Source organism: Variovorax paradoxus, assembly GCF_029919115.1.
Taxonomy (GTDB): Bacteria; Pseudomonadota; Gammaproteobacteria; order Burkholderiales; family Burkholderiaceae_C; genus Variovorax; species Variovorax paradoxus_O.
The window spans coordinates 960585-972549 of record NZ_CP123990.1 but is presented as its reverse complement, the minus strand read 5'-3'; the positions used below and the strand labels follow the sequence as shown (position 1 = coordinate 972549).

The 11965-nt window shown below is 65.2% G+C and carries 14 protein-coding genes; 5 read left to right on the top strand and 9 right to left on the bottom strand.

Features of this window, described 5'->3' with window-relative positions; all coding sequences use genetic code 11:
- Nucleotides 1–116: 116 nt before the first annotated feature.
- Both QHG62_RS04645 and orn read right to left on the bottom strand, forming a co-directional pair.
- Entirely contained in the window at nucleotides 117–2045 is a 1929-nt protein-coding gene (locus tag QHG62_RS04645; protein ID WP_281149670.1) for a DEAD/DEAH box helicase, read from the bottom strand.
- A 230-nt stretch (nucleotides 2046–2275) separates the two neighbouring features.
- Nucleotides 2276–2872 (bottom strand): oligoribonuclease, encoded by a 597-nt coding sequence (orn, locus tag QHG62_RS04640; protein ID WP_281149669.1) that lies wholly within the window; start codon nucleotides 2870–2872, stop codon nucleotides 2276–2278.
- Nucleotides 2873–2931: 59 nt separating this feature from the next.
- On the opposite strand from orn, the gene QHG62_RS04635 reads away from it, so the two are divergent.
- From QHG62_RS04635 to rsgA, 3 genes are read left to right on the top strand one after another with little or no spacing between them, the layout of a single operon-like run.
- A complete protein-coding gene (locus QHG62_RS04635; RefSeq protein ID WP_281149668.1) occupies nucleotides 2932–4191 on the top strand; it encodes a M48 family metallopeptidase in 1260 nt (419 codons plus the stop codon).
- 31 nt (nucleotides 4192–4222) lie between these two features.
- Complete coding sequence (locus QHG62_RS04630; protein WP_281149667.1) at nucleotides 4223–4570, top strand: 4a-hydroxytetrahydrobiopterin dehydratase; 348 nt, start codon at nucleotides 4223–4225, stop codon at nucleotides 4568–4570.
- A gap of 15 nt (nucleotides 4571–4585) precedes the next feature.
- Complete coding sequence (gene rsgA, locus QHG62_RS04625; protein ID WP_281149666.1) at nucleotides 4586–5542, top strand: ribosome small subunit-dependent GTPase A; 957 nt, start codon at nucleotides 4586–4588, stop codon at nucleotides 5540–5542.
- A 19-nt stretch (nucleotides 5543–5561) separates the two neighbouring features.
- Here the strand turns inward: rsgA and hisC are convergent, their stop codons facing one another.
- The 7 genes from hisC to rpsP form a co-directional block, all read right to left on the bottom strand.
- Nucleotides 5562–6650, bottom strand: a complete 1089-nt coding sequence (gene hisC / locus QHG62_RS04620) for a histidinol-phosphate transaminase (RefSeq protein WP_281149665.1) — start codon at nucleotides 6648–6650, stop codon at nucleotides 5562–5564.
- A gap of 14 nt (nucleotides 6651–6664) precedes the next feature.
- Entirely contained in the window at nucleotides 6665–7666 is a 1002-nt protein-coding gene (locus tag QHG62_RS04615) for a CobD/CbiB family protein (RefSeq protein WP_258504855.1), read from the bottom strand.
- Nucleotides 7667–7714: 48 nt separating this feature from the next.
- The gene (locus QHG62_RS04610; RefSeq protein WP_281149663.1) at nucleotides 7715–8434 is read right to left on the bottom strand and encodes a CoA pyrophosphatase; all 720 of its coding nucleotides are present in this window, start codon (nucleotides 8432–8434) and stop codon (nucleotides 7715–7717) included.
- Nucleotides 8435–8592: 158 nt separating this feature from the next.
- Nucleotides 8593–8967 carry a 50S ribosomal protein L19 gene (gene rplS / locus QHG62_RS04605; RefSeq protein ID WP_126749215.1) on the bottom strand — a complete coding sequence of 125 codons (375 nt, stop codon included), beginning with the start codon at nucleotides 8965–8967 and terminating at the stop codon, nucleotides 8593–8595.
- A 122-nt stretch (nucleotides 8968–9089) separates the two neighbouring features.
- Nucleotides 9090–9836, bottom strand: coding sequence for a tRNA (guanosine(37)-N1)-methyltransferase TrmD (gene trmD, locus QHG62_RS04600; protein WP_281149662.1), 747 nt, complete (start codon nucleotides 9834–9836; stop codon nucleotides 9090–9092).
- Nucleotides 9837–9861: 25 nt separating this feature from the next.
- A complete protein-coding gene (gene rimM / locus QHG62_RS04595) occupies nucleotides 9862–10416 on the bottom strand; it encodes a ribosome maturation factor RimM (protein ID WP_281149661.1) in 555 nt (184 codons plus the stop codon).
- A 101-nt stretch (nucleotides 10417–10517) separates the two neighbouring features.
- A complete protein-coding gene (gene rpsP / locus QHG62_RS04590) occupies nucleotides 10518–10781 on the bottom strand; it encodes a 30S ribosomal protein S16 (RefSeq protein WP_028259818.1) in 264 nt (87 codons plus the stop codon).
- 183 nt (nucleotides 10782–10964) lie between these two features.
- Here rpsP and QHG62_RS04585 point away from each other — a divergent pair, with 183 nt between their 5' ends.
- On the top strand, nucleotides 10965–11489 hold the full coding sequence (locus QHG62_RS04585) for a GNAT family N-acetyltransferase (protein ID WP_281149660.1): 525 nt from the start codon (nucleotides 10965–10967) through the stop codon (nucleotides 11487–11489).
- Complete coding sequence (locus QHG62_RS04580; RefSeq protein WP_281149658.1) at nucleotides 11486–11932, top strand: NINE protein; 447 nt, start codon at nucleotides 11486–11488, stop codon at nucleotides 11930–11932. The genes QHG62_RS04585 and QHG62_RS04580 overlap by 4 nt, the downstream gene beginning before the upstream one ends.
- The last annotated feature ends 33 nt before the right edge of the window (nucleotides 11933–11965 follow it).

Sequence of the window (11965 nt, the reverse complement as noted above, 5' to 3'; positions counted from 1 at the left end):
AATCAAATTTCGGGCGAATTGCCTCCACGAAAACCCTCAAGCAAAAAGCCCGCGCTTCTTGCGAAGCGCGGGCTTTCTTTTGGGGCAAAGCGGCCGGTCGGCCGCTCTGGAATGGATCAGCGCGTAGGCTTGAATGCACGCTTTTGTGCGTCGCGCGGCACAAAGACCTTGCCCGGGCCGCCATGGCCTGCGCCATTGCCGCGTGGAGCAAAACCTTCGCGGGGTGCAAAGCCTTCGCGCGGCGCGAAACCGCCGTCGCCGCGGCCACCACCGTGGCCGTGGCCATGGCCACCGCGCGGGGCACTGTCGCCCCAGCCCGGCTTGCGGCCATAACCACCGCCACCACCGCCATTGCCACCGTCGTCACGGCCGCCGCCGAAGCCGGCATTGTTGCCGCCTTGGAAGCCGCGCGGGCCTTGGCCCTGCGCCGGGCCGCGCGAGTTGCGGTCGTTGAAGCCGCTGGCGCCGGCATAGCCCCCGCCGTTGTTGCCGCGGTAACCACCGCCGCCGCCTGCACCGCCATTGCCGAACTTGCGGTCGCGCGACTGGTTGTCGCCGCGGCCGCCACGGTACTCGCCCATGGGCGGACGCGATTGCGGCATGCGCTGTTGCGGCTCGAGGCCTGCAACCACTTCAGCCTTGAACTGCTGGCGGCTGTATTGCTCGATGTCCATGATCTTGCGGCGATCGCGGAACTCGGCAAACGTGATGGCCAGGCCGTCGCGGCCTGCACGGCCGGTGCGGCCGATGCGGTGGGTGTAGTCCTCTGCCTTCATCGGCAGGCCGAAGTTGAAGACGTGGGTGATCGTGGGCACGTCGATGCCGCGGGCGGCAACGTCGGTAGCCACCAGGATCTGCACCTGGCCCTGGCGCAGCGCCATCAGGCGGCGGTTGCGCAGGCCCTGGCTCAGGGCGCCGTGCAGCGCCACGGCGCTGAAGCCTTCTTGCTGCAGGTCGTTGGCGAGGCCGTCGCATTCGACTTGCGTGCTCGCAAACACTATGGCCTGGTTGATGCTGGTGTCGCGCAGCCAGTGGTCGAGCAGCTTGCGCTTGTGCTGGCTGTTGTCGGCCCAGTACAGCGATTGCTTGATGTTGGCGTGCTTTTCCTGCGGGCTGTCGATGGTGATGCGCTGCGGCTCGCGCATGACGCGCTGGGCCAGCTGCTGGATGCGCGGCGCGAAGGTGGCGCTGAACATCATGGTCTGCTGGCGCTCGATCGTGAGCTGGTTGACTTCGGCCAGGTCGTCCGAGAAGCCGAGGTCGAGCATGCGGTCGGCTTCGTCGACCACCAGGAACTTGACCTTGTCGAGCTTGAGCTGCGACGAGCGCTGCAGGTCGAGCAGGCGGCCGGGGGTGGCAACCACGAGGTCGGCGTTCTGCAGCTTGGCGATCTGCAACTGGTAGGGCATGCCGCCCACCACGTTGGCAACGCGCAAACCGCGGCAATGGCGGACCAGCTCGATGGCATCGTGCGCAACCTGCTGCGCGAGTTCGCGCGTGGGGCACAGGATGAGGGCGCCGGGGGTGGCAGCCTTGAAATGGCGGGCGTTGGTCGGGTCCTTGCGCTTCGGCTTCTTGGGCACGGCCTCGCCGCGGGCGGCGGCTTCAGCGGCCAGGCGCTGGAACTCGGCCTTGGCTTCGGCTTCGGCTTCGGCCTGGCGCTTGAGCAGCGTGTGCAGCACGGGCAGCAGGAAAGCGGCGGTCTTGCCCGAACCGGTCTGGCTCGACACCATCAGGTCGACAAAACGGGCCTTGCCGTCCTGGCCGGCTTCGCCGGCCATGGCGAGCGGAATCACCTTGTCTTGCACGGTGGTGGGCTGGGTAAAGCCCAGGTCCGCCACGGCGGCAATCAGTTCCGGCGCGAGGCCGAGCTTGATGAAGCCGTTGGGAACGCGGGCTTCTTCGGCCACGGCCGCTTCGGGAGCGGCGTCGAGCGCATCGAGAATCGGCGCTTCGGACATGGTGTCCGCGGCAGCGACAAATTCGTTGTTGTTGGTGGATTGCACAGGCGCGAACTCGCCCTGCGCTTCAAAAGCGTCGGTCATGTGAATATCAATCTCAAACGCGAGCGCTGCCGTAGGCGGCGCCCCGTTGGTGGTTAAAAACATCAACCATCCAACGACGTTCAACTTCTGGCTTTCGCCGGAGGCTGCGGCCCTTTTTGATCAGCAAATGTGACCGGGCGCGGTGTGCAAGATAGGGAGATGCAAGAGACGCTGACCGGAAAACCCCGATCAGCGAAGCCCTCGATTATGGCACGACTCGGGGTTTTTACCTAATCCGTCAACTTCAAAAAGGTTTCCCGGTAGTGCGCGAGCTCCTCGATGGACTCGTGCACATCGGCCAGCGCAGTGTGCGCCTGCTGCTTCTTGAAGGCGCTGTAGGCGGCGGGTTTCCAGCGCTTGGCCAGCTCTTTGAGGGTGCTGACGTCGAGGTTGCGGTAGTGAAAATAAGCCTCGAGCTTGGGCATGAACTTGACCAGGAATCGCCGGTCCTGCCCGATGGTGTTTCCGCACATCGGAGAGCCGCTCCGGGGAACGTATTTGGCGATGAATTCGATCAGTTGCTGCTCGGCCGCGGCCTCGTCGAGCGTGGAGGCCTTCACCTTGTCGATCAGGCCGCTGCGGCCATGCGTGCCCTTGTTCCAGGCGTCCATGGCGTCGAGCACCGCGTCGCTCTGGTGGATGACCAGCACCGGGCCGTCGATGCGGGGCGTGAGATCGGGGCCGGTCACGACCACGGCAATCTCGAGCAGGCGCTCTTTCTCGGGGTCGAGGCCGCTCATTTCGCAGTCGAGCCAGACCAGGTTCTGGTCGCTTTTCTTCAGGACCGGCGGGGTCGTGACGATCGTGGGGTCAAGGGATTCGGGCATTGCAGGATTGTCGTCTAAGGCCAGCGTCGGCTGGGCCCGAGGGCTAAACTCGACGCTCCATGTCCTACTCGCTCATCTTCACCACTGCCTTCGCGGCCGCACTGGTCATTGGCCTGCTCGTGAAGTTCTGGCTCGCATCGCGGCAGGTGCGCCATGTCGCACGGCACCGCGGCGCCGTCCCGGCCGCTTTCGAGCACAAGATCACGCTCGCCGCCCACCAGAAAGCCGCCGACTACACGATTGCCAAGGCGCGCTTCGGCATGGTCGAGATGGCGTGGGGCACGGCGCTGCTGCTGGGCTGGACGCTGCTGGGCGGCCTCGACGTGCTCAACAAGCTGCTGCTCGCGTGGCTTGGCGGCGGCATGGTGCAGCAGCTGGCCCTGCTGGCGGCCTTCGCGGCCATCGGCGGCTTGCTCGAACTGCCCTTCACGCTTTGGCAGACCTTCAGGCTCGAAGAGCGCTTCGGCTTCAACAAGATGACGTTCGGCCTTTGGCTGCGCGACACCGTCGTCTCCACGCTGATCGGCGCGGCCATCGGGCTGCCGATTGCAGCGCTGATTCTTTGGCTCATGGGCGCGGCCGGCGCCACGTGGTGGCTCTGGGCCTGGGTGGCATGGATGGGCTTCAACCTGCTGCTGATGGTCGTCTACCCGATGTTCATCGCACCGCTCTACAACAAGTTCAAGCCGCTGGACGATCCCACCGTCAAGGAACGCGTCACTGCGCTGATGGCGCGCTGCGGCTTTCGGGCCAAGGGACTGTTCGTCATGGACGGAAGCCGGCGCAGCGCACATGCCAACGCCTACTTCACGGGCTTTGGCGCAAGCAAGCGGGTGGTGTTCTACGACACGCTGCTGCGCCAGCTGAACGCGGCCGAGATGGAGGCAGTGCTCGCACACGAACTCGGCCATTTCAAGCACCGGCACATCGTGAAGCGGCTGGTGGCAATGTTCGCGCTGAGCCTCGCCGGCTTCGCCCTTCTGGGCTGGGTCTCCACCCAAGTGTGGTTCTACACGGGGCTGGGCGTAGAGCCCAGCATGGAGGCACCGAACAATGCCTTGGCGCTGCTGCTGTTCATGCTCGCGGTGCCTGTGTTCGGCTTCTTCGTTGCGCCGCTGCCTGCACGGCTTTCGCGCAAGCACGAGTTCGAGGCCGACGCCTACGCTGTGGCGCAGACCAGCAGCGCCGACCTGTCGGCCGCGCTGCTCAAGCTCTACCAGGACAACGCGTCGACGCTCACGCCCGATCCGGTGTTCGTCAAGTTCTACTATTCCCATCCCCCGGCCTCCGAGCGCCTTGCGCGCATGGCGGCGGCCTGAACAACGATATTTTTCCGCGGAAGCCGAGCCCATGAGCAGCATGTTCAAGCCCAAGGACTGGAAAGCCATTCCACGCCACGCACTGAGCGCCACCGAGATCGTTTCGGGCCTTGCCAAGCTCGACGGCTGGAAGCTCACCGGAGATGGCGCCAACGTCGCGATCGAAAAAACCTTCAGCTTTGCCAACTACTTCGAGACCATCGCCTTCGTGAACGCGCTGGCCTTCGTCGCCCACACGCAAGACCACCATCCGGATCTGTCGGTGCACTACAACCGCTGCGTGGTGCGGTTCAATACGCACGACGTGGGCGGACTTTCGATCACGGACTTCGATTGCGCACGCCAGGCCGATGCACTCGTGGCCAGCCCGGCGCCGTGATGAGGAAACTCGCCGTTGGCTAAGCCGCCCCGCACGCTCCCCAAGGGAGGCGGTACATCCGCACGCGTTCTGCATGACGGGCTGGTCATTGCAAGCCACGGGCGCCATTGCCTGGTCGAAACACCCGCAGGCGACCGCCTGATCTGCCATCCGCGCGGCAAGAAGAGCCAGGCCGTGGTCGGCGACCGGGTGCGTTGGCAGGCCAGTGAAGACGAAGGCACCATCGAAGAAGTGGTGCCGCGCCGCAATCTCTTCTATCGGCAGGACGAGATCCGCACCAAGTCGTTCGCGGCCAATCTCGACCATGTGCTGATCCTGATTGCGGCGGAGCCGGAGTTTTCGGAGCATCAGCTGGCACGCGCGCTCATCGCCGCCGAAGCCGAGCACATCACGCCGATCATCGCGCTCAACAAGAGCGACCTGGCGGAGCCGTTCGAGCGCGCATGGGACAAGCTCGCGCCTTACCGCCGCATGCACCATGGCGTGCTGCCGCTGTCGCTCAAGGCGTCCGCCGAGGCCGACTACGCGTCGCTGATGAAACTGCTGGCGGGCAAGAGCACGCTGGTGCTGGGCCCTTCGGGCGCGGGCAAAAGCACGCTCATCAACCTGCTGGTGCCAGGTGCCACGGCATTGACCGGCGAAATCTCGCAGGCGCTGAATTCAGGCAAGCACACCACCACCAGCACCACCTGGTACTGGGTGGACGAAGCACGCACCACGGGCCTCATCGACTCGCCGGGCTTCCAGGAGTTCGGGCTGAACCACATCGAGCCGATGCAGCTGGCGAGCTTGATGCCGGACATTGCCGAACACGCGAATGACTGCAAGTTCTACAACTGCACCCACCTGCACGAGCCAGGCTGCGGCGTGATCGCAAATGTCGATTCACCCGCCAAGCCGGGGCCGATCAGCGCCACGCGCTACAGGATCTACGGCGAGCTCTTCGCCGAGTTGAGCCAGCCGCGCTACTGAGGCGCACCGAGCCTGGCGCTCACGGCCTGTCCAGGATTTCCTGCAGGCGCTGCACCAGCACGCTGCATTGCTCCCGTGAGCCGATGCTGATGCGCAGGTACTGCGCAATACGCGGCTGCTTGAAATGCCGCACCAGCACCGCAAGCTCGCGCAACAGTGCCGCCAGCTCGGCCGCGTCACGCCTCGGGTGCCGCGCAAACACGAAGTTGGCCTGCGAAGGCAAGACTTCGAAGCCCAGCTCTTCGAGCTGCAGGCTGAGGCCTTCGCGCGTGTCGACGATCTTGTCGCGTGTGGTTCTGAACCACGCCTCGTCTTCGATGGCCGCTACGGCACCCGCCAGCGCAAGCCGGTCGAGCGGATAGGAATTGAAGCTGTCCTTGACGCGCACGAGCGCATCGATCAGGTGCGCCTGGCCGCACGCAAAGCCGACGCGCAAACCAGCCAACGAGCGCGACTTGGACAAGGTCTGCACCACCAGCAGGTTCGGGTATTTGCCGACGAGCGGTAGCGCGCTCTCGCCGCCGAAGTCGACATACGCCTCGTCCACCAGCACCACGCGCTCGGGGCATGCCGCAAGCAGTTGCTCGATGCGCGCGAGCGGCAGGCCGATACCGGTGGGCGCGTTGGGGTTGGCGATGACAAGGCCCGCGCTGCCGCGGCGGGCCCTGGCCACCATGGCATCGACATCGATGCGGAGGCCTTCGTCCACCGGCAGCAGTTCGCAATCGATGCCGTACAGCTGCGCATAGACCCGATAGAAGCTGTAGCTCACGTCGGGCATCAACAGCGGCTCGGCTTGTTGAAAGAAGGCGAAGAACGCGTGCGCCAGCACTTCGTCCGATCCATTGCCCACAAAAACCTGATCGGCCCGCAGGCCGTGCCGCCGCGCAACTGCTTCGCGCAGCGCAAGGGACGTGGGATCGGGGTAGCGCTCCAGGCCGCTTGCGGCCGCCTGCTGGATCGCATCGACAGCCATCGGAGACGGCGGATACGGGTTCTCGTTGGTGTTGAGCTTGACGAGGTTTTCGATGCGCGGCTGCTCGCCGGGCACATAGGGTTCGAGCGCGCCGATGCGCGGGCTCCAGAAGGCCGGTATTGCAGCGGGCATGGCGTGTTCCGGGGTCAGCCGAGCAGGCGAGCCAGGGTGAGCAAGGCGAGCAGCACCATCCACATCACGACCGAGCGCCAGACCAGGCCGACCACGCTGCGCAAATGACCTGGCTCTGGCTCGCGGCCCGGTGTGCTGCCGCTGTCCAGCCGGCGGCCGTCGGCCATCGAATCTCCGGCCTGGGCACGCGGAAGAGGGTCGGTGACCGGAATCGGGCTCAACGCGCCGCCACCCAGGCGCACATTGACCGCGCCCGAGGTGGCTGCGAGGATCACTCCGTCGTTCTCGCTTCGGAAACGCCGTGCGTCGTTGCGCCAGCAGTCGATCGCTTCTTCAAAGCTGCCGACCACGGCAAAGCCCAGCGCGGTGATCCGCGCGGGCAGCCAATCGATGGCGTGCCAGGCGCGATCGGCAGCGCGCTGCACCGAAACACTCGAAGGCTGCACCGCCGCGCCGTTCTTGTGCATCCAGTAGCGCGACACGAATTCGCTCATGCGATAGAACACCGCACCCGCCGGGCCGAGCCCCAAGGCCGCGAGTATCGAGAACCACGCCAGCACGCCGAACACATGGCGATGCGCCGCAATCACCGAGTGCTCGATCACGTGCCGCACGATTTCGCTGCGCGGCAGCTCGGCCGCATCAACGCCTTGCCAGTGAGCCAGCAGCGAGCGCGCGAGCGGCTCATCGCCTTCGTCGAGCGCATCGCGAATGTCGGTGAAGTGATGGCTGAACTGCCGGAATCCGAGCGTCACGTAGAGGACGGCAATGCTCCACAGCACCGCGAACGGCAGCCCCAGGGTGTACACCAGCAGCAAGTGAATGCCCAGCGTCAAAAGCGTGGGAACCAGCACCGCGAGGCCCCAGGCCACCCATCCGTGATGCGGCTTTCCGGCATCGAAGTTGCGGCTTGTCCAGCGAGTCCATGCCAGCACGCCGCCATACACCGGGTTGTGAGGGGCGAGCGGCCGCACCTGCTCGATCAGCAACGCACACAGGATGGCAAAGAAGCTCATCCTTCGATGATAGCGAGAGCGCCTCGAGGTTCCCGGTTCAGGCCAGGGTCAGGCGGCGAGAAAACGATAGAGGTTGCGAAGCATGCCGGCTGTAGCGCCCCATACAAAGCGCTCTTCGGCGCCGTCCTGATAGGGCATCGAATACCACTCGCGCCGCGTGCCGTCCGGCGCAGGTACGGTGTGGCGCCGGTGATTGGCCGGGTCCATGAGCCAGGCCAGCGGCACCTCGAAGGCCAGTGCCACCTCATAGGGATTGATGGTGAGCTCGAAATCCGGCTTGACCAGCGCGACAACGGGCGTCACGACGAATGAAGTGACGGTCGTGTAGGTCGGAAGGCTTCCAAGCACCTCGATGAAGTGGGCGGACAAGCCGACTTCTTCCCAGGCTTCGCGCAGCGCAGCCGCCGCGACGTTCGCGTCCTCCGGATCGACGCGGCCGCCGGGAAATGCGACCTGCCCCGAATGATTCGACAGGTGCGCCGTGCGCTCCGTCAGCAGCACGGCCGCGCCTTGCGGGCGCTGCACGATTGGCACCAGCACAGCCGCCTGCGCGGGAGCGCGGTCGGTCAGGCGCGGTTCGCGCCGAAGCTCTGGCGTCCACTCCGGGGGAGTGGCAAATCGCTTGCGCAGCGCGTCGGGCCTCAATTGCGAAGGTGCCACCGCGGGCAGGCCGTCAGGACCGCCGACCACAGGTGCCTTGCGCGGATCGATCGGCAGCAGCGTGGGCGGCACCACGGCGTTGACGGGTTCGACGGGAGCAAATTGCATGGGGGCGGAGGAGTCGGTCAAGTGCGGAGTTTCAGTGAAGGAGTAGAGCTTAAAAAAGCGGCGTTGTCTTTTTACGGAAGGATCGCAAGAAGCATGCATGGAGCACCAACGCAAAAAGCCGCCAGAGCGGCGGCTTTTTGCATGGCAGGAGGCAGAGCTTACTTGGCAGCCTGCGACTTGCCCGGCAGCTTTTCCTTGATGCGTGCCGAACGGCCGCTGCGATCGCGCAGGTAGTACAGCTTGGCGCGGCGAACGTCGCCGCGGCGCTTGATTTCGATGCCGGCGATCAGCGGGCTGTAGGTTTGGAACGTACGCTCCACGCCTTCGCCGCTGGAGATCTTGCGCACGGTGAAGCCGCTGTTGAGGCCGCGATTGCGCTTGGCAATCACAACGCCTTCGTAGGCCTGCACGCGCTTGCGGGTGCCTTCGACGACGTTCACGCTGACGATGACCGTGTCACCGGGCATGAAATCGGGGATCTTCTTGCCGAGGCGGGCGATTTCTTCCTGCTCGAGGGTTTCGATGAGGTTCATGATTTCCTGATATTCGATCGTGCTCGCGCTACACAAAAGGCGCCGTTGGTTTCATTGCCTTGCTCACCGTGGTGCGCAATGAAAGCCGGACGCGGCCGGGCAGAGGATCGGGGAACCGAGGATTATAGCTTTTTTTTCAGCTCCGTCTCGTCGGCCTTGCTCAGGCGGCCCGCATCGCGTGCGGCCGCAATCAAGTCGGGGCGCCGTGCCGCGGTAATGGCCAGCCGCTGGTCGCGCCGCCAGCGCTCGATCTGCACGTGGTGGCCCGACAGCAGCGGTGCCGGCACGCCCTGCCCGTTCCACTGCTCGGGCCGGGTGTAGTGGGGGCAATCGAGCAGGCCGTCCAGCGCCGGGTTGAAGCTGTCCTGCACGTGGCTGGCCTCGTCGCCCAGCACCCCGGGCTGCAGCCGGGCCACGGCGTCGAGCAGCGCCATGGCTGCAATTTCGCCACCCGAGAGAATGAAATCGCCGAGGCTGATCTGGTGCGTGACGCGCGTGTCGATGAAGCGCTGGTCGATGCCCTCGTAGCGGCCGCAGACAAGCACCGCGCCCTCGCTCGCAGACCAGCGTTCGACCGATTCATGCCGGAGCGCTTCGCCGATGGGAGAAAACAGCACAACGGGCGCTTCCGCCCCGCGTGCGGCCAGCGCCGCATCGAGACAGGCCGAGAGCGGCTCCGCCATCATCACCATGCCCGGGCCGCCGCCGAACGGGCGGTCGTCCACCCGCTTGTAGTTGCCTTGCGCGAAGTCGCGCGGATTCCACAGCACGACCTCGACCTGCTTCGACTCGTAGGCACGGCGCGTCACGCCGCTGGCCATCAAGGGCGCGAACAGTTCGGGAAAGAGCGTGAGGACGTCGAAGCGCATGCGCGCAAGGCCCGTATCGGCGAAATCAGAAATCGGGTTGCCAGTCGACCGTGATCAGCCGGCCGGCCAGGTCGACCTTGTCGACGAAGACCGAGACGAAGGGCACCATGCGTTCGATGGTCTTGCCGTCTTCTTCGGCCGTGAGCACCAGCGTGGTTTGCGGGCCTGTAGCGAGCAGCTCGCGCACCGTACCGAGCGTGACGCCTTCCCGATTGACCACTGAAAGGCCGATCAGGTCGACCCAGTAGTACTCGTCGTCGCCGGCCGTTGGAAAGCTCGAGCGCGGCACGAACACGCGTGCGCCGCGCAGCGCCTCGGCGGCGTTACGGTCGGGCACGTCTTCGGACGATGCGACGATGCAGTCGGAATGTTCTTTGGCTTCGCGGATTGCGAGCCGGAAAGCCGCGGTTGCCGAGGCTCCGGGAGCCTGCAGGAACCAACGCTTGGAAGAAAAAAGCGCCTCGGGCTGGGCGCTGTGGGGCAGGACCTTGAACCAGCCCTTGATGCCCCATGCATCGGCGATGCGTCCTACCTCGATCGCATCCGCCGGCAATTCGGCGGCTTCGAGTGCGGGCAGCATCGTCGTGCGGGCGGCTCAGGCGCCGACGGGCCGCCCCGAGGCGGCTGCAGCCCCCTCGGGGGGCAGCGAGAACACGTCAGTGCCGAGCGTGGGGGCCATATTCAGGCTGCTGCCTTGGGGGCCGCGGCAGCGGCTTGCTTGATCAGGCGCAGGACCGTGGGCGAAGCTTGTGCGCCGACGCTCTTCCAGTAGGCCAGGCGGTCCTGGGCAATACGGATGCTTTCTTCGTTTTCCTTGGCGATCGGGTTGTAGAAACCCAGGCGCTCGATGAAACGGCCATCGCGGCGAACGCGCTTGTCCGACACGACGATGTTGAAGAACGGACGGCCTTTGGAGCCGCCGCGGGAGAGTCGAATGACGACCATGATTTATCCTTGGGTGGTGCAGCAAGCCCGTTTTCTAAACAAGAAGCCCGCTCACAGTGTTCTTTCAACGTCGAGACACGCGACATGGCCACCCGGCCAGCGACACGCTGAAAAGCCTGCGATTATAGCCCGACCTGCGTTTTCTCCGAATTCCGGCCTTTGCGCCGTTTGCTTGCGACCTGCATGACCCTCACCATCCGCCCCAGCCGCGACGAAGACATCGCGGCCATCACGGCCATCTATGCCCACCACGTGCTGAACGGCACCGGCACCTTTGAAACCGAAGCCCCCTCCGCCGCCGACATGGCCGCGCGGCGTGCCGATGTGCTCGGAAAGAACCTGCCGTACCTCGTTGCTGAAGAAAACGGCGAAGTGTTGGGTTTTGCCTACTGCAACTGGTTCAAGCCGCGCCCGGCGTACCGCTTCTCGGCGGAAGACTCGATCTACATGTCCGAAACCGCGCGCGGCAAGGGCCTTGGCGCGCAGCTCCTGACTGCCCTCTCGCAGGCCGCCGAAGCGGTAGGCGTGCGCAAGCTGATCGCGGTGATCGGCGATTCGGCCAACGCCGGCTCCATCGGCGTGCACCGCCGCAACGGGTTCACGCAGGTGGGTGTGCTCAAGGACTGCGGCTGGAAGTTCGGCGAATGGCGCGACGTGGTCCTGATGGAAAAGGTGCTCGGCGAAGGCAGCACCACCAAACCCGAATGAAAAACAAAACCGTTGCCGCCTGGCTCTCTTTTCTTGGCGGTCCGCTCGGCCTGCACCGCTTCTACCTGCGCGGCGTGGGCGACTGGCTCGGCTGGCTGCTGCCCATTCCCACGGCACTGGGCCTCTACGGCATGGAGCGCGTGCGGATGTACGGCGTGGACGACGGCTGGAGCTGGGTACTGATTCCGCTGCTCGGCTTCACCATTGCAGGATGCGCGCTGATGGCCATCATCTATGGCCTCATGACGCCCGAGAAGTGGAACGCCCGCTTCAACGCCGGCGCTCCGCCGGACGCCGAGCCGGGCCGCACAAGCTGGGCCACGATCGGCGCCGTGGTGCTTGCGCTCTTCTTCGGCAGCACCGTGCTCATGGCCAGCATCGTGTTCAGCTTTCAGCGCTACTTCGAACACCAGGTCGAAGAAGGCCGAAAGATTTCACAGTAGCTGCTTGACGCGGGCGCCAATGCGCCGCAGCGC

Excerpts from the sequence above, each read along its gene's own strand:
- QHG62_RS04645 (WP_281149670.1), bottom strand. The coding sequence starts at position 2,045 with ATGACCGACGCTTTTGAAGCGCAGGGCGAGTTCGCGCCTGTGCAATCC.
- orn (WP_281149669.1), bottom strand. The coding sequence starts at position 2,872 with ATGCCCGAATCCCTTGACCCCACGATCGTCACGACCCCGCCGGTCCTG.
- QHG62_RS04635 (WP_281149668.1), top strand. The coding sequence starts at position 2,932 with ATGTCCTACTCGCTCATCTTCACCACTGCCTTCGCGGCCGCACTGGTC.
- QHG62_RS04630 (WP_281149667.1), top strand. The coding sequence starts at position 4,223 with ATGAGCAGCATGTTCAAGCCCAAGGACTGGAAAGCCATTCCACGCCAC.
- hisC (WP_281149665.1), bottom strand. The coding sequence starts at position 6,650 with ATGCCCGCTGCAATACCGGCCTTCTGGAGCCCGCGCATCGGCGCGCTC.
- QHG62_RS04615 (WP_258504855.1), bottom strand. The coding sequence starts at position 7,666 with ATGAGCTTCTTTGCCATCCTGTGTGCGTTGCTGATCGAGCAGGTGCGG.
- QHG62_RS04610 (WP_281149663.1), bottom strand. The coding sequence starts at position 8,434 with ATGCAATTTGCTCCCGTCGAACCCGTCAACGCCGTGGTGCCGCCCACG.
- rplS (WP_126749215.1), bottom strand. The coding sequence starts at position 8,967 with ATGAACCTCATCGAAACCCTCGAGCAGGAAGAAATCGCCCGCCTCGGC.
- trmD (WP_281149662.1), bottom strand. The coding sequence starts at position 9,836 with ATGCGCTTCGACGTCCTCACGCTCTTTCCCGAACTGTTCGCGCCCTTG.
- rimM (WP_281149661.1), bottom strand. The coding sequence starts at position 10,416 with ATGCTGCCCGCACTCGAAGCCGCCGAATTGCCGGCGGATGCGATCGAG.
- rpsP (WP_028259818.1), bottom strand. The coding sequence starts at position 10,781 with ATGGTCGTCATTCGACTCTCCCGCGGCGGCTCCAAAGGCCGTCCGTTC.
- QHG62_RS04585 (WP_281149660.1), top strand. The coding sequence starts at position 10,965 with ATGACCCTCACCATCCGCCCCAGCCGCGACGAAGACATCGCGGCCATC.
- QHG62_RS04580 (WP_281149658.1), top strand. The coding sequence starts at position 11,486 with ATGAAAAACAAAACCGTTGCCGCCTGGCTCTCTTTTCTTGGCGGTCCG.